Source organism: Shimia sp. R10_1, from assembly GCF_017744095.1.
Lineage (GTDB): Bacteria > Pseudomonadota > Alphaproteobacteria > Rhodobacterales > Rhodobacteraceae > Shimia.
This window is the reverse complement of the sequence record NZ_JAGHQX010000011.1, coordinates 11,899-27,666: the sequence shown is the minus strand read 5'-3', so window position 1 is coordinate 27,666 and position 15,768 is coordinate 11,899. Positions and strand designations below refer to the sequence as shown.

12 protein-coding genes are annotated in these 15,768 nt (G+C 55.6%); 6 read left to right on the top strand and 6 right to left on the bottom strand.

The window, feature by feature from the left end; translation table 11 throughout:
* Positions 1–51: 51 nt before the first annotated feature.
* Entirely contained in the window at positions 52–1,899 is a 1,848-nt protein-coding gene (locus J7413_RS17845) for an ATP-binding cassette domain-containing protein (protein WP_209100696.1), read from the bottom strand.
* A 311-nt stretch (positions 1,900–2,210) separates the two neighbouring features.
* Between J7413_RS17845 and J7413_RS17840 the strand changes: the two genes are divergently transcribed.
* From J7413_RS17840 to J7413_RS17815, 6 genes are all read left to right on the top strand, one after another.
* A complete protein-coding gene (locus J7413_RS17840) occupies positions 2,211–3,899 on the top strand; it encodes a DUF3131 domain-containing protein (RefSeq protein WP_209100694.1) in 1,689 nt (562 codons plus the stop codon).
* The gene (locus tag J7413_RS17835; protein WP_209100692.1) at positions 3,899–5,521 is read left to right on the top strand and encodes a hypothetical protein; all 1,623 of its coding nucleotides are present in this window, start codon (positions 3,899–3,901) and stop codon (positions 5,519–5,521) included. The genes J7413_RS17840 and J7413_RS17835 overlap by 1 nt, the downstream gene beginning before the upstream one ends.
* A gap of 175 nt (positions 5,522–5,696) precedes the next feature.
* Positions 5,697–6,485 carry a molybdate ABC transporter substrate-binding protein gene (gene modA, locus J7413_RS17830; RefSeq protein WP_209100691.1) on the top strand — a complete coding sequence of 263 codons (789 nt, stop codon included), beginning with the start codon at positions 5,697–5,699 and terminating at the stop codon, positions 6,483–6,485.
* Positions 6,482–7,177 carry a molybdate ABC transporter permease subunit gene (gene modB / locus J7413_RS17825; protein WP_209100690.1) on the top strand — a complete coding sequence of 232 codons (696 nt, stop codon included), beginning with the start codon at positions 6,482–6,484 and terminating at the stop codon, positions 7,175–7,177. Before modA ends, modB begins: the two co-directional genes overlap by 4 nt.
* Positions 7,174–8,259 carry a molybdenum ABC transporter ATP-binding protein gene (gene modC, locus J7413_RS17820; RefSeq protein ID WP_209100689.1) on the top strand — a complete coding sequence of 362 codons (1,086 nt, stop codon included), beginning with the start codon at positions 7,174–7,176 and terminating at the stop codon, positions 8,257–8,259. Before modB ends, modC begins: the two co-directional genes overlap by 4 nt.
* Before the next feature lie 323 nt (positions 8,260–8,582).
* On the top strand, positions 8,583–10,985 hold the full coding sequence (locus J7413_RS17815; protein ID WP_247743609.1) for a methyl-accepting chemotaxis protein: 2,403 nt from the start codon (positions 8,583–8,585) through the stop codon (positions 10,983–10,985).
* A 138-nt stretch (positions 10,986–11,123) separates the two neighbouring features.
* Here the strand turns inward: J7413_RS17815 and J7413_RS17810 are convergent, their stop codons facing one another.
* The 5 genes from J7413_RS17810 to J7413_RS17790 form a co-directional block, all read right to left on the bottom strand.
* Positions 11,124–11,858: an SDR family oxidoreductase gene (locus tag J7413_RS17810; RefSeq protein ID WP_209100688.1), complete on the bottom strand. Its 735-nt coding sequence runs from the start codon at positions 11,856–11,858 to the stop codon at positions 11,124–11,126.
* Positions 11,855–12,589 carry an SDR family oxidoreductase gene (locus J7413_RS17805; protein WP_209100687.1) on the bottom strand — a complete coding sequence of 245 codons (735 nt, stop codon included), beginning with the start codon at positions 12,587–12,589 and terminating at the stop codon, positions 11,855–11,857. Before J7413_RS17805 ends, J7413_RS17810 begins: the two co-directional genes overlap by 4 nt.
* Before the next feature lie 8 nt (positions 12,590–12,597).
* The gene (locus tag J7413_RS17800; protein ID WP_209100686.1) at positions 12,598–13,719 is read right to left on the bottom strand and encodes a mandelate racemase/muconate lactonizing enzyme family protein; all 1,122 of its coding nucleotides are present in this window, start codon (positions 13,717–13,719) and stop codon (positions 12,598–12,600) included.
* Positions 13,716–14,267, bottom strand: a complete 552-nt coding sequence (locus tag J7413_RS17795; RefSeq protein ID WP_209100685.1) for a TetR/AcrR family transcriptional regulator — start codon at positions 14,265–14,267, stop codon at positions 13,716–13,718. Before J7413_RS17795 ends, J7413_RS17800 begins: the two co-directional genes overlap by 4 nt.
* A 205-nt stretch (positions 14,268–14,472) precedes the next feature.
* A complete protein-coding gene (locus tag J7413_RS17790) occupies positions 14,473–15,624 on the bottom strand; it encodes a lytic murein transglycosylase (protein ID WP_209100683.1) in 1,152 nt (383 codons plus the stop codon).
* Between the last annotated feature and the right edge of the window lie 144 nt (positions 15,625–15,768).

Sequence of the window (15,768 nt, the reverse complement as noted above, 5' to 3'; positions counted from 1 at the left end):
CACAAGAACCAAACTGGCCGCCTTAAGACACGCGCGCGCGGCGGGCTGAGGCTAAGCTTTGGTGGCTGCATTTTGGTCTGCCTTGCGTTGTGTCAGGAGCCGTGGATCATATGTTTTGATGCTCACATGTAAAAAGCTGGTGCCGTTGGTTTGACTGGTCTCTACAGACAGCGAGTCGCGCATGATTTTTGCCAGAGGCGAGAGCCGTTCGCCTTCGACAGAGGTTGCGGCAGCTTTCTCTGCCTTTTTGAGTGCACCGGACGACAGGCTCAGCCGGGAGTCTATCAATCGAATTTCGCATTTCCCGGTGAAGTGTTTGAATTCAAAGGTGAGTTCGTCTGCAGCTTCTGCGGTGTCACCAGAGGTTTGACAGGCCAGGCTGAGTATTTCGTTGGCCACCATGCAAACGGCTCTGCGATTGGCCTCATCGCCATCCCTGCGAAAATGACTGCAAATCCAACCGTCGAGCGCGTCTTCGCTTTCGAGCTCGCGGGGTGCCGTGAAACGACTGACGCCGGAAGATTGCCGCGCCCGGATGTCGGCTGTGGCCGCCAGTTCTATCACCCGGCCGTTTTGCATCATAAGGAGCTGGTCGCATTGATCCAGAAGCGCGCGGTTTTCGGTTGCGATCAGCACGATATGTCCATGGCGCGCATCTGTGCGCAGCCTTTCTCCAAGGGCGTGTATCATGGCGTCGCTTGCGCCATCTTCGGGTCGGTCAATGAGGTAGAGCGGGGGGCGCAGAGCCAATACGCGGGCGATCGAGAGCGCTTTTTGTTCGCTGGTCGACAGCGTGGAAATGTCCTTTGTTGTTAGAATGCGCTCGATGGTGTCGGCGGTGAATACCAGGCTCTGTAAAGCGCGGCGTGCGCGCGCCAGATGATCAGGTCCGCCGAAACAGGTGATGTTTTGGGCGCCGCTGCCTGGCGCGACAATCGGTTGAGGCGGCAACAAGACTGATTGCAGCGGGCTGTTGTGTGCGGTGCGTCCCCACATCGCTGTGCCGCGCAGACCAACATAGCCCCTTACAAACAGATCTTGGAGATCATGAGGGGCCTGTAAGGCTCTAAGCAGCAGGGACTTGCCTGCAAAACTATCGCCACACAGGCCTATGATTGTACCGGGTTCGGCACGAAACGAGATGTTTGACAGCAGCGGGGCACTGCGTGCGGTGTGCACCGAAAGATCATGCACCACAAAAGCCGCCTCGTCGGACGCAGGGTCATCAGAAAACGGCGGATGTGTCAGTGCCACGCTCTTGGCGCGTTTGAGATGCTCAGGATCGGCGCGAGAGATCTGTTGAAAGAAGGTGCCAAACGCATCTGCGGACCAATAGGTCACAAAGGCAATTGTGAGAATCGCAGCGACGTTGAGGCGCCCAACAGCAACCAGCCACGATGCGATCGCGATGCTTGCGACCAAGGCCGCCAGTGCGAAAACCTTGAGCAGCGCTACGAGAAGGGGGCTTTCACCGTTCTCGGCTTGAACAAGGTCTACGGCTCTTTGATCGCGCCCGGTTAACAGGGATACGGCTTCTTGTGTGTCAAAGGCCCAAAGTGGCTCCGTCTGAAGGAGACGCGTTGCGTAGCGACAAACCAGCCAGCTGAGCAGCGCGCTGCACAGGAAAGGGATGGCAAGCAGAGGGTCCAGCAATGCAAAAACACCACCGGCGACAGCGCCGACAAGCGCGCGCCCCACCGCATCATTGCGCCTGCGAATATAGCGTAAGCCGGACAGAGCGCGCGCATGGCAAACATCAAAAATGAACACGCCAAGGATTGGCACCAGCGCGCAGGCAGCCAAGAGACCGGCCAAGAGTTTTTGGCCGTTCATGGCCACTTCGTCATACATAAAGATGAAGAACACAGCTGTTGCCAACAGGCAGAGTCCGCCACCCATAGAGAACAGTGCCGACACTGCCACAGACCATATGGGAGTGGCTCTGTCGCGCAGTGTGATTTGAGTGTCCTCTGCACTAGCGAGGCTGGCATTTGATGGTGACATCGGAGTTTTAGCTGGAAATAAACCGGACATACGAAAACCTCATTACACCGAAGTGTTATACGGGATGAGGGTTAAGAAAGTTTCTGTTTTTAGGGTATTTTTAATTTTAAGTTCTTTTTTTGTTCTATTGTGTTTTTAGCCCAAAAAGTTGGGGAATTTTAATGGATATATCGTTTCATTGATGCATTCCGTTTGGAGTGTGTTGTATGAAGAGTGCTTTTGGGTACACATATCGATCGTTTGGGTTTGGGGTGTTGCTGTTTTCAGTCGCCGTTGTTGTTTTGGGTGGGGCAACCTATTCGGTTGGCGTGACTGCCAGAAAGTACTTTTTGGCGCAGGAAGAAGAGGTGATCCCGATCATTGCGGGAGGGGATCTGGATGAGATCCCAGCACTGATGCGTGGCAACTTGCCAAGCGTGACAAACAGCATGGTGGACGACCGTCAGCCCCGTCAAAAGCCTCCTCGCATGTGCGAGATGCCTGGCGACTATTTCGACAATTTAGACCGAGGGTTGGAGGTGCCGCATGGGTATGACAAACATAACGCCTACGTCCGAAAATACCGAAGCAGGCGGGGGGTTCTCAATGAGCGCGAGCTGCGTGCAGCCAAGGTTGCATGGCACTATTTTGAGAGGTTCACGCAAGAGAGCACAGGTCTTGCCAATTCGGTCGGAAATTACCCGTCTACCACGCTTTGGGATACGGCATCTTATATGGCGGGCCTCGTGTCTGCCTATGAGCTGTGCCTGATTGAAAAGGCAGAATTTGACCGACGTATTACACAACTTTTGACAACCATAAAGGGATTGGATTTATTCCGTAAAGAGCTACCAAATAAAGTCTATCATACAAAGACTGGGGCCAAAGTAGATTATACAAATAAGCCAGGTGAAATTGGCTTTTCAGCTTTGGATATCGGGCGGTTTCTGGTTTGGCTGCGTATTTGCAAAAATCGATATCCTTATCTGGCCAATACCATCGACTCCATATTGCTGAAGTGGGACTTTCGCAATGTGATAGACGATGAAGGGCTGTTGTTTGGTGCATACGTTGACAAGGAAACGGACGAAACGGTTTATGCACAGGAGGGGCGACTTGGCTATGAGGAATACGCGGCAAAAGGATTTGCGCTTTGGGGGTTTCGCCCCAAGTTGGCGCATCGCGCCGAACCATTTCTGACGGCCTCTATCTATGGGATCCAAGTGCCTTATGATGGACGAGATCCCAGAATTTTTCATTCCCAGAATTATGTTGTCACGGAATCCTATCTCCAAGATGGATTGGAGCTGGGGTTTGACATGCCCTATGATGACAGCAGCCCTGAGTGGATCCACACCGATGGCTGGCGCGCAGAATTTGCTGACCGTATCTATCAGGTGCAAGAGAACCGATGGCGGCAAACCGGTTTTATGACCGCGCGGTCAGAGCATAATGTGAAGGGGCCGCCGTATTTCACATATGACACGATTTTCTCTGATGGATATCCATGGAATACGGTGACACCCCGCGGCGATTATGTGCCGGATCATTCTGCTGTGGCCTCCAAGGCGGCGCTGGGGCTCTGGGTCTTGTGGGAGACGGAGTATACCGACGTGCTCTATGAGGCCATGATCGAGCTCTATGATCCGGAAAACGGCATGTATGAAGGGCTTTATGAGCGCGGGCAGGGCCGGGTTGCTATTTTCACAGCAAATAACAATGGGATCATACTGACCTCTCTTTTGCACAAGGTGCAGGGCCCAATACTGACGCCGTATACGGGCGACACCGAGGTTTGGTACACCGCGTTTCGCGATCAGGATATCCGCTTGAAGCGGAATTATCCCGACCCTCCACAGCAGGATGACTGGCTTCCGGCCTTGCGTCATTCCGTTCAAGAGAAGGCTGATTTCTGATGAAGTATTTTTTGAAAAGTGTAGTGGCAGCATTGGTCGTTTCTGCGAGTGCCAGCGGCAGTTTGCGCGCGCAGACGGGGGCACCAATAGCCGACGGGTCGACGGCATTTGCATCTGAAAATGCGATTTTGGATACCTCCATCCCCTTTGCCATTGGGGCGCGCGAAGCCCGGCAAGCGCTTCGGGGGGCTTTTGGCTGGCCTAGTTTTCAGGAGGGGTTGGTCGAAGGGGTGTATTTCCGTTTTGATCCAGATGGCTATGCGCGGTTTGCCCCAACTCCGAGACTGGATGTGGATGTATTTGAAGTGATCTGTCGGCCGCGTACTTATGCCTGTGCGGCGCGCAAGGAGGGGTTGGAGGCGTTTCTGACGGAACGTGGGCAGCTCCAGATTAAGTTGGAGGAGGCGCTGGCGGGAGATTTGTTTTTTGTGTCTGAGGGCGTTTCCGAAATTCAAGTGCCAGAGCGGATCCTGCAGCCTTTGGATGTGCAGCTTGAATTGTTGTTGGGCACAGGGGGAGAGTTGCTCATTCGGCGCGGCGGAACAGAGGTGTCCCGGATTTCGCTGAAAGGGTTTTCGGCAGTGGTGGCTTATTTGCGTTGGATTGCTGCGCGTCAGGATTATGCGGTTTTGCCAAGGGGATGGCCCATCCCCAATGCGCAGGGACAACAAGACGGCTCAGGCATGACGGCGGGCGCGACATGGAATTCGCCTATGCCGCAGCCACAAGTGTTGGCGCCGGGCTATGCAGCTTCGGTGGCGGCAGGCATAGCGCCGGCCACATCGGCGGCACCCGTGACGCTAGCGGTTCCTCAATCGGTTCCTGTGGTGCCGCAGATGGCAGAAAGCGCGCCTCAAGACACGCTGTCAAGTCAGGAGCTACGCACGGAGCTTGAAACCCTCAAACAAATCATCCTGCAGGCGCAGGTGGGGCAGGCTGTTGGAGCGACAGCGCCCATCGGGAGTACCTCTTTGCGCGATACGACAGCAAGTTTTGGCCTCGATGTGGCGCAGATGACCAATCGGGATATGTCAGAACAGCCTGCTTTTGGCGAGCTTTTGAGCGCATTGGAGAGGTTGGAGCGGCATGTTGTCGATCTTCAAATGGGCGGCTCCGCAATGCCGAAACAGGTTGCGGAGGCGCCTATCCCAAGCGGGGATGCTGTTGCCGCGCCCATGCCCGTGCCAACTGTTGTACCGGATCGCTCAGGCTTGCACAGTGAGGCGCAGAAACTTGACTTTCTCGTCACACAGCTTGGGCTTGATACACAGACTGCGCTTTCAGTTTTGCAGCTCTCTGCACAGCCCAGAAATGCGCCGCCTGTGACAGCCACCAGAGTGGGCCAAGCAGACAGTGCCGGACTTGCGGGCGTTTCCGACGAAAGAGCGCAAGTGCCGCAGGACGCAGCGTCGTCAAAGCCGGTTCTGTATCAGAACCAGCTGGTGGATCAAATTCTGGCAGAACTTGAGGCAGAAATTGCTTTAATCGATGCAGAAAGCCCTGCGTCGGTCCGGGCTGTTGATGTTTCAGTGAATGACTACGTCCTGCTGTCGCGCTACTTCAAGTCTGCTGCTTTGCCCGCGTTACAGGATATGGCTGCGCGCGTTTCTGACAGCCCCTGAGGGTGGTCGTGTCAGACGCAACGGCGCTGAGTGGTGCGTGTTTCAGATGCGTGTGTGGGGCGTTGGGATCCTAGTGATGACCTAGGCCACCGCTTTTGAAAGGTCAAAAGGCTTGCACTGAGGTGAGAGCATTCGCTATCCCAATGATAATGGGGTGAATTGTTCTGGAAACCAAATGCTGCGCTTACCCTTTTTACGATGGGCGGCCATTCTCCTAGCTGCAATGGGATTGAGCGTTGCGCCTGCCCGGCTTGTTGCGGGGGAGGTGTCTGTGTTTGCGGCCGCAAGTCTTGCGGAAGCGTTGACAGTGGTTGCAAAGGCGTTTGAAGCCCAGAGCGGGCACCGGGTGACTTTGACCTTTGCTGGCTCATCGGCTTTGGCACGCCAGATCGCATACGGTGCGCCTGCTGATGTTTTTGTGTCTGCCAACACAGGTTGGGTGGCCCATCTCAATGACCGCGGTGTTTTGGACCTGAGCCTGCAACAGACGCATTACGGCAATGATTTGGCTTTGATCGTGCCCGTGGGGTCTGAGGGCGCGGCCTCTGATTGGAGGGAGGTCGATCTGCTCTCCTTGGTGGCAAAAGGGCGATTGGCTATGGCGCTTGTTGATGCCGTGCCGGCGGGTATCTATGGGCGTCAAACTCTTGAAAATTCTGGTGTTTGGCAGGAGCTTGCACCGCAAGTTGCGCAGGTGGACAATGTGCGAGTTGCGCTATCGCTGGTGGCGCTTGGTGAAGTGGCTGCGGGCCTCGTTTATGCCACGGATGCGCGCGCCGAGGATCGGGTGCGGATTGTGGCAATGGTTCCGCGGGCCCTGCATGACCCGATTGTTTATCCCGCCGCTGTTGTGGCTGGTCAGGACCGACCAGAGGTTCGCGCGTTTATGAAGTTTTGGGGAAGCGGGTCGGCACGCACGGCCTTTGATGCGCTGGGATTTCGGGTGCTGGAGGACGCGGAGTGAGCGGCTGGCTCGGAGCGGCAGAATGGGCGGCGGTGTTTTTGTCGCTGAAGGTGGCGGTATGGGCCACTCTCGGCGCGCTCATTCCCGGTGTTTTTGTCGCTTATGCCCTCGCGCGCTGGCAGTTTTTTGGCAAATCTTTGCTGAATGTGCTCGTGCATATGCCGCTGGTTCTGCCACCTGTGGCCACGGGCTATCTGTTGCTGCTCAGTTTTGGCACGCAGGCGCCGCTCGGGGCTGCGTTAAAGGAGCTGGGTATTGTCTTTGCCTTTCGGTGGACGGGCGCGGCCCTGGCTGCTGCGGTGATGGCTTTTCCTTTGCTTGTGCGCGCCATACGCCTGTCTATTGAGGCAGTCGATCCGGCATTGGAACAGGCTGCGGCGACCCTTGGGGCAAACCGGATCTGGGTCTTTGCGACGGTGACGCTGCCGCTGATTTTGCCTGGGATCTTGGCAGGAATGGTGCTCGCTTTCGCCAAGGCGATGGGAGAGTTCGGTGCCACGATTACCTTTGTTTCCAACATTCCTGGTCAAACTCGAACAGTTCCATCAGCGATTTATGCATTTTTGCAGGTTCCAGGCGGCGAAGCGGCTGCCATCCGCCTTTTGATCCTATCGGTTGGTGTGGCGATGGGCGCTTTGATCTTGTCAGAAATTTTTGCGCGCAAGATCGCGCGGAGAGTGGGGCAGGGTTGAGCATTTCCGTTGAGGTTCGGCAGAAGTTTCCAGGATTTGAGCTGGATGCCAAATTTGACGCCCCAGCCGGGCTTACCGTGCTGTTTGGCAGCTCGGGATCAGGTAAGACAACGGTGATCAATGCCGTTGCAGGGCTAAGCCGGCCAAGTCATGCGCGCATTGTGGTGAATGGGCGATCCCTTGCGGACAGTTCCGCAGGTGTTTGGGTGGGTGCCAACCGTCGTGAGCTTGGCTATGTCTTTCAAGAAGGGCGTTTGTTCCCCCATATGTCTGTGCGCAGAAATTTGCTCTACGGGCAGAGATTTGCCAAAGGACGCCCCGAGGTCGCGCCGTTTGATCAGGTGATCGAGATTTTGGGTATTGGGGCGCTTCTTGAGCGTCGGCCGGCGGAGTTGTCTGGGGGGGAAAAGCAGCGGGTCGCGATCGGGCGGGCGCTCTTGGCACGTCCAAGGCTGATCCTGGCGGATGAACCACTCGCTGCGCTGGATGAGCCACGCAAAGCAGAAATTTTACCGTATTTTGAACGGCTCAGAGATACGTTTTCGCTGCCAATATTATATGTGACCCATTCGATTGCTGAGGTTGCCCGTCTTGCGACAACGGTCGTCGCGCTGGAGAACGGGCGTGTCGCGCGTATTGGACCTGCCGATGAGGTCCTTGCAGACCCCAGTTTCACCCCGCTGGGCGTGCGCGCAGTGGGGGCTGTTTTACGTGCACGCGTTGCAAAGCATCACGAGGATGGCCTGACGGAGCTGAACGCAAACGGTGTACCATTGCTCTTGCCCCGGTTGCCTCAGCCAAAAGACGATTTGGTGCGCGTTCGTATTGCAGCGCATGATGTGATTTTGGCGCTCCAAGCCCCGCACGCACTGTCTGCTTTGAATATTTTGCGCGGGTCTGTTCATTCTGTGCGGGCTGGGGCGGGGCCCGGCGCAATCGTTGCTGTTGATACCCAGGCGGGCCGGGTCTTGGCGCGGATCACACAGCGATCCGCGGAAACGCTTGGGCTTGCGCCCGGCGTTGAGTGCTATGCTGTCATCAAGTCTGTTTCAGTTGCACCGCAAGATGTAGGCGCGCGCTAGGCGGAGCCGCTTCAAGCCCATTGAGTTTTGGTTCGCAGGCACGTTTCGGATGTCTCGTTGGCAGCAGAAATAGAGCGCGCGCGATGATTCGAATTTCATTTTCGGACTTTTGCGGAGTTGCAATATCAACTTTGCGATCCTCACACTTTCGTGATTATCCTTCTTGGGTTGCGCGATGCACAAGTGAAGCGTTGGTTGGCATCAAAAAAATAATCATCTAATCAGTTGTTTGGCTAATTGGTCTGATTTTCAAACCAAATATTTCGGTTCTGTAAAGCATTTTGGACAAGCGTCCGGCGCCACAGCCGAAAAAGGAAAGCCAAATGTTTAGATTTGCCTCGTTGAGCCTATCAAAAAAACTGCCCCTGTTGCTTGTGGTTTTTAGCGTACTTTCTGCTGCAGCAATTGGTGTCGTGAGCCTTGTGAGTTTGCAGCGCTATGCATTTGGTGCCGTCGAAGCACATATGTCATCTCTTGTTTCAGACAGACGCACTGCTGTTGAAACGATGATGGCAGGCTTGGATGCAGATGTCGTGACGCTTGCGTCATCCTCCGCGACCGGCGAGACCTTACAAAAATTCGGTCAAGCTTGGAAAGAAATTGAAGGTGATCCAGAACAGAGCTTGGTTGATGCGTATATCACCGAAAACCCGAATGCGGTGGGGTCCAAACATCTTCTGGATCGTGCGAATGGGAACGATTGGTACCACGTCAATCACGAGCAGTACCACCCCGCGATGCGTAAAATGATTGAGGTGAAGGGTTTTTATGATGCTTTCCTGATCAGCAGGCGCGGAGATATCCTGTATTCTGTTTTTAAGGAATCTGACTTTGCAACCAATCTCGAGACTGGGCCATTCAAAGACAGTGGGCTTGCGGAAGTGTTTCGTGCTGCCCTCGCGGGAGAGCCGGGGGAGGTCTATTTTTCGGATATGCGTCCTTACGCTCCGAGCAACGGCGCCGCGGCTGCCTTCGTCGCATCACAAGTCGTGGATCTTGGAGGTGCGCCTGCCGGTGTGGTCGCGCTTCAGATCCCGGTCGATTTGTTGAGTGTGATTGTCAACAGCAGCCGAGGCCTTGGGGAGACAACACAGATCTATTTGGTCGGCGAGGATGGGCTGGCACGCAGCAATTCTCGATTTGATGGTGGGTATCAGGTTCTGCAGCCAATGGGTGATGCCGCACATGTCACCTCTGCATTGGAGGGAGTAGACACCTATGTGTCCGGCGGGCTTGGTGTCAACGATACAGAGGTGGTGGCATATTCCACACCGGTTTCGCTTGCGCAGGCAAATTGGGCCATCGTCGCAGAACAGGATGTCGAAGAAACCATGGCGCCTGTGCGTGCCACAGCACGCATTTTCGGGCTCGCCAGCCTTGTGATCGCTGTCATCATGTGTGCGTTAGGGTGGCTTTTTGCGCGTTTCATGACCCAACCTTTGAAGGAGATACGCAGCGCGATGGTAGAGATCGCGGCTGGGGATTTTGATGTAGAGGTCAAGGTCGCGGAACGTGGGGATGAAATCGGTGACCTGGGCAAAACGCTTAAAGCAATGCGGGTCGACCTGAAGAAAGCCAAAGATCTGGAGGCTGCTCGGGCGCAGGCTGCTTTGGAACAGGCTGCAGTCGTTGAAACCTTGAGTTCTGGATTGATGCGGATGTCTGCTGGTGACTTCTCTGAGACGATTGATACCGCCTTTGGAGATGAGCACGACGCGCTGCGGACCGACTTCAACAGAACGGTGCAAAGCTTGAATGAAACTGTGTCTAAAGTGGTGAGCGCCGCAGACAGAATTCAAAACGGGGCGTCTGAGATCAGCCAATCGTCTCTGGATTTGGCACAGCGTACGGAAAACCAGGCTGCGACGCTTGAAGAAACGGCTGCTGCGTTGGAAGAGCTGACAAAGAACGTGCAAGCGGCGGCGGATAGCGCACAGACCGTGGAAGGCGTGGTATCCAACGCGAGAGACGAAGCAGAGGCCAGCGGAGAGGTTGTGCGCGATACCGTAGACGCGATGACAGAAATAGAGCGTGGATCGGAGCAAATAGAGAAGATTATTGCCGTCATTGAGGACATTGCGTTTCAAACCAACCTTTTGGCCCTGAATGCGGGTGTTGAAGCTGCGCGTGCAGGCAATGCGGGCCGTGGATTTGCAGTTGTTGCCTCCGAAGTACGCGCGCTTGCCATGCGGTCCTCAGAAGCGGCCATGGAAATTCGCGATTTGATAAGCGGTAGCACAAGACAGGTTGAACGCGGAGTGGTCCTAGTTGGCAAGGCCGGTGAAGCGCTCAATAGTATTTCGGATCGTGTGTCCCATATTTCGCGATTGGTGAGCGATATTGCCCTCGGTGCATCCGAGCAATCCGTTGGTCTGGCAGAAATCAATGCGAGTGTATTGCAGCTGGACCAGGTGACGCAGGCCAATGCTGCGATGGTAGAAGAAAGCTCTGCAGCGGGCCAGATGCTGCGCCGCGATGCGGATGATCTCACGGAGATGGTTGCGCGTTTTCACATTGCTCAAGGGGATGTTCAAAGAAAAACGGAACAGCGCCCTGTGAAGGATGCTGGTGCGCGAGCACAGCCTGAAACTGACGGCACACAGGATAAAACGCCTGTACTGGGCGCAGATCATCCGGAGCACAAGACACAAGAAGTTCCAGAGCCGCGTGGCCGGCTCGTGGTGGACGCTGGTGGGGCTGCTACGGCGCTCTGGCAGGATTTTTGAGGCACCATGCAGGCGACGCATCATGTGTTCACGACTTGGGATTGGCGCAGAGAGGCATGCAAGTCTTCCTTGCGCCAATCTCATTTTCGATCGGCTTTCTGTGTTTTATCGCAGTTTGCGGCAAAAGCGGCAGGCTTGTCACGGCAGGCTGAGTTTTGCTGTCCTTCCGCCGTCTACGGTGTAGATTTGCCCGGTGATGAAGCTGGCCTCTTCGCTGGCTAGGAATGCAACCAAAGAGGCCACCTCTTCAGGGCCGCCCGTGCGTCCGACAGGATGGATTTTCCCAATTTCGCTGCGAAAACTCTGGGGATCTGGCATGGCGTTGATGAAATCGAGATTGAGCTGTGTATTAATCCATCCGGGTGCGACGGCGTTGCAGCGAATGCCCTCTGCGCCATGATCGATGGCCACGGCACGGGTGAGGCCATGCAGCCCTGCCTTGGTCGCGCAATAGGCCGCATGTTTGGGATTGGCTCCAAGGCCCTCAATTGAGCCGATATTGACCACATTCCCGCGTGTTGCACGAAGGTGCGGCAGGGCGGCTTTGATCAGCAAAAACGGCGCTGTCAGGTTCACGGCAAGTGTGTGATGCCAGTCCTCAATGCGCATGTTTTCGATTGAGGCCTCTGTCATCATGCCCGCGTTGTTGACCAGTACGTCCAGTCGCTTGGCGTCCGTTATGATGCGCTCTATCGTGTGGGCAGGAGCTGCTGGGTCCGCGAAGTCGGTCACGATACTTTCGAAGTTTTCATCTCTTTGACGTTGTGCAGTGAAGACGCGTGCACCGTCGTCTTGCAGCTTTTTGGCTATTGCGCGACCGATCCCGGATCGCCCACCCGTGACCAAGGCGACTTTTCCCTCAAATCGCCTCATGACACTGGTTTCCCGCCGTTTACTTCGATTAGGGCACCACACATATAGCGCGCGGCATCTGATGCCAGGAACAGGACCACATCGGCGATGTCCTCTGGTTCGGCGATCCTACCGAGAGGAACTGTTGTGCCAAGTTCGGCAACTGCAGTGTCAGGATCAAAACCACGTTTTGCAAAGCCGCTGCGCAACATTGGGGTGTTGACTTCATTTGGGCAAACCGCGTTCACGCGGATTCCTTGATGTGCGTGATCCATGCCCATGCATTGTGTTAAGGAGGCAATGGCCGCTTTTGTCATGCAATAAAGTGCATGGTTTGGCCCGGGTGCCTTGCCTCCCCAGCAAGAGGCTGTGTTGACGATGGCACCGCCCCCGTTTTTGGCCATGATGGGTATTGCAGCGCGGCAAATCCGAAACGGGGCGTGGACATTCACGCCAAGAGAAAGATCCCAATCTGCGTCGGTGGTTTCCGTGACTGAACCGCGCGTTATAACGCCAGCGTTGTTGATAACAATGTCGAGCCCGCCCAAAGCGGCTGCCGCTTCTTGGGGGAGGGTGTCGGAGTAGGCCGCTTCGCGTAGATCCCCCGGCAGATATGCGTCTGCTGCAAGCTCAGAGACGTTTTGGTCGGCCACAGCGACCCGTGCCCCTTGGGCACGCAATTCGGTGACGATGGCACGGCCGATGCCGCCTGCTGCGCCCGTGACGAGTGCGCGTTTCCCTTGGAATGTCATGAGTGTCTTTATCCTCCGAAGCTGGCTATGGGGGCGCCAAAGAGTGAAATATCAGGGGTGATCCCGAGGCCAGGCCCTGTCGGCAGCACAATGTGGCCATTTTCAATTCTGATGCCGTTTTGGGGGTCGTAGTGCCCGTCGATGTAGGGCGCGGCCAACCACGCGCCTTCGCACAGGTCAGGTCGGACTGTTGCTGCGATGTGCGTGCAGGCCGCTGCGATGATATCTCCGCCCCAAGCATCGTCGCAGGTGTGAGGCAGATTGCGCGCTTCGCAGATGTCACGGAAACTGCGCATATTGGTGAGCCCGCCGATACGGGTGACTTTCATGCCAAACCCATCCACGAGCCCTGTGCCTGCGGCGCTGATCACGGTGTTCAGATCAAGGCTGTTTTCATCCATGTAAATTCCATGGGAAACTTGAGGGCGAATTTTCTGCAGGTCTTGGATGGTGTTGCAGGGCTGTTCCATGATGAAGGGAATGTCCGGGCATTCTCGACTGACCCGCAACGCATCCCGTGTGGTCCAGCCGCGGTTGCCGTCGACTGCAAAACGCATCCCGGATCCTTTGATTTGTTCCCAGACTTTGCGGATCGTTTCGATGTCTATTTCGACGGGGCGTCCGCCAACTTTGACCTGAATGCGCGGGTAGCCTTCATCGCGTTTGCTGGCCACTAGTTTGGCGATGTCATCGGGTACTCCAACTCCGGTTGCGAAGTAGGATGGCACCTTTTCGGTGACTGCGCCGCCAAGGAGCTCGGCCACGCGAAGGCCCATGCGTTTTCCGAGGGCATCATAAGCTGCAATGTCCACTGCGGCCTTTGCGTAGTTGTGGCCATTCAGAAGGTTGTTCATTTTGCGTTGCAAGAGGTTTGGCCATAGCGGCGCGCCGATCAAATCCGGCGCCATATACATGAGCGCGGCTCTCGCTCCGCCGGCGTGTGCCTCGGCATATGTGGGGCCAACGGGGCAGGTCTCTCCCCAACCTTCTGTGCCATCTTCTGTGACAACACGAATGAGCGTTGTATCCAGCGCCCAAACACTTGCATTGGCCATTTTATATGGGCCATTTTTTACAGGCAGATCATACTGATAAATATGTATCTCTTTAATACATGGGGCGGGGATCATGTGATGTTTTCCTGTGAAAGAAGTCTACGCGCGGCATGTAGGGCAGCGGCGGTTGCGGTTGTTGGAGTTTGCAGGCGCGCCACTTCCGTGAGGCCCTCGTGCAAAAGGAACAGCGTTTCAGCCAATGGTTGCGTGTCTTGATTTGGAGCGACGCGACAGAGCCTGATTTGAAATTCGTTTGCCAACTTGGCTTTGTGCGCTTTAACGACGTTCGCAATTGCCGCGCTGTCAGGGTGTTCCGCCATGGCATTCAAAAAAAGACACCCTGTATTGGCCACGGTATGCAGCCAATCCCCGAGCCGGACCAGAGGGTGCAGCACGTGGTCGGCGCCGTCGGATGGACCGCCTTCTAGCCAGTTAAAATAGGCGACATCACGATGTTCCAATGCGCCTATCACCATCGCCTCGCGACTTGGAAAGTGTTTGTAAAGCGTTCGGATGGAGACGTTTGCTCCGGCGCGCAGCGCCTCGACTCCGGGGCTCGCAAAGCCCAATTCCGAGAACAGTCTGTGAAGGTCGCGTGCAATGCGTTGTTTTGTTCCGATCATGTGCAGATGGTACAGCGATCGCTCTACTTGGTTCTGCAGAAAGCGTCATTTTCGTGTTTCGCGCCGACAGGTTCGCAAAAATGGGATAGATCACCCGGCCCTCAAGAGAGCGGGTGTTTCACATGTCTGTGGTTGCTCAGAATGCGGCGTTTGCAGCCACTTTGACCCCTGCAGAAGGGGCGTCGTCATATTTTCTGAATGGCCTTCAGCTAAGAGAGGCCAGCAATTGCTGAGAGGGTTCCCCGGTGGGGGCAAGCCCAATGCTGCGCTGATAGTCCGAAATGGCTTTGCGCGACTTTGGCCCCAACACCCCGTCAGCACCTCCTGTGTCAAATCCACGCGCTGTCAGGCGCGTTTGAAGCGCAATACGGTCGTCTTTGGTGAGGCCATATTTGTCTGGCGGGAAGGGCGTGCTGAGGGGCCCAGCGCCAGCGATGCGGTCTGCCAGGTGGCCGACACCGATCGCATAGCTGTCTGAGTTGTTGTAGCGCTTGATGACATCAAAATTGCGGGTGATCGCAAATCGTGGTCCGCCAGGCTGAGGTTGCAGTTCGCGTGAGGCTGTCTCATTTGGGCGCAGTTCGCGCCCCCAACTCATGCCTGCCGTCCAGCCATTTTTTTGTAGGTAGGCCGCCGTAGAGGCAAGGGCATCTGAGGGATCATCCGACCAGATGTCGCGACGCCCATCGCCGGTAAAATCGACCGCGAACGCCAGATAGCTCGTGGGAATAAACTGTGTATGTCCCATGGCGCCGGCCCAACTGCCGGTCATTTGGCTCACAGGGATGTCGCCATTTTGTAAAATCTTGAGTGCAGCGATCAGCTGTTTTTCATAAAAGCTTCCGCGCCGACCATCGAAAGCCAGAGTGGATGTTGCAGAGATGACTGGAATGTCGCCTTTTCGCTCACCGTAGAAACTTTCCAGCCCCCAGATGGCGCAAATGATTGAAGCGTGAACGCCGTAACTTCGCTCCAGACGATTGAGTGTGCTGGCGTACTGGCTATAGGCGGCGCGTCCTTTGGCGATGCGCGTGTCGGAGGCGGCTATTGAGAGGTAGTCTTCGAGAGTGCGGGTGAACTCTGTCTGATTGCGATCTCGGGTTATGACACCGGGAAGATAGCCCGTTTGTCGGAAGGCCGAGTTGAGCGTCGTCTCCTTTATTCCCTGAGAGAGTGCGCGTTGACGAAAGTTAGCAACCCAAAGGTTGTAGTCCGGATTGGGTTGCGGGCGCAGATCTGCCGACAACCCGGTCTGAGCGGACGTCGGCGTGCCTGGTCTGATGCTGGTTGCATTCTGGCAAGCTGTGAGCGTTAGACTTGAAAGGCCAAGAACAAAATTGCGACGTGAAACACTCATTACAAACCTGCTTCTAAATTCTTTGCACTCAGTTTGGCAGAGAAAAACCTGCCGTGCGAGCGGAGATTGGCCTGCGGGCTGCGCAGCTGTGTCGCAGCGCTTCTCAAGTTGCCAAATGTGAGCGATTGCGGCTGGGGTGAGGCA

What these genes read in the sequence shown, in the direction of transcription:
- J7413_RS17845 (WP_209100696.1), bottom strand. Translation starts at nt 1,899, where the DNA reads ATGGGTGGCGGACTCTGCCTGTTGGCAACAGCTGTGTTCTTCATCTTT.
- J7413_RS17835 (WP_209100692.1), top strand. Translation starts at nt 3,899, where the DNA reads ATGAAGTATTTTTTGAAAAGTGTAGTGGCAGCATTGGTCGTTTCTGCG.
- J7413_RS17815 (WP_247743609.1), top strand. Translation starts at nt 8,583, where the DNA reads ATGTTTAGATTTGCCTCGTTGAGCCTATCAAAAAAACTGCCCCTGTTG.
- modA (WP_209100691.1), top strand. Translation starts at nt 5,697, where the DNA reads ATGCTGCGCTTACCCTTTTTACGATGGGCGGCCATTCTCCTAGCTGCA.
- J7413_RS17800 (WP_209100686.1), bottom strand. Translation starts at nt 13,719, where the DNA reads ATGATCCCCGCCCCATGTATTAAAGAGATACATATTTATCAGTATGAT.
- J7413_RS17810 (WP_209100688.1), bottom strand. Translation starts at nt 11,858, where the DNA reads ATGAGGCGATTTGAGGGAAAAGTCGCCTTGGTCACGGGTGGGCGATCC.
- J7413_RS17840 (WP_209100694.1), top strand. Translation starts at nt 2,211, where the DNA reads ATGAAGAGTGCTTTTGGGTACACATATCGATCGTTTGGGTTTGGGGTG.
- J7413_RS17795 (WP_209100685.1), bottom strand. Translation starts at nt 14,267, where the DNA reads ATGATCGGAACAAAACAACGCATTGCACGCGACCTTCACAGACTGTTC.
- J7413_RS17805 (WP_209100687.1), bottom strand. Translation starts at nt 12,589, where the DNA reads ATGACATTCCAAGGGAAACGCGCACTCGTCACGGGCGCAGCAGGCGGC.
- J7413_RS17790 (WP_209100683.1), bottom strand. Translation starts at nt 15,624, where the DNA reads ATGAGTGTTTCACGTCGCAATTTTGTTCTTGGCCTTTCAAGTCTAACG.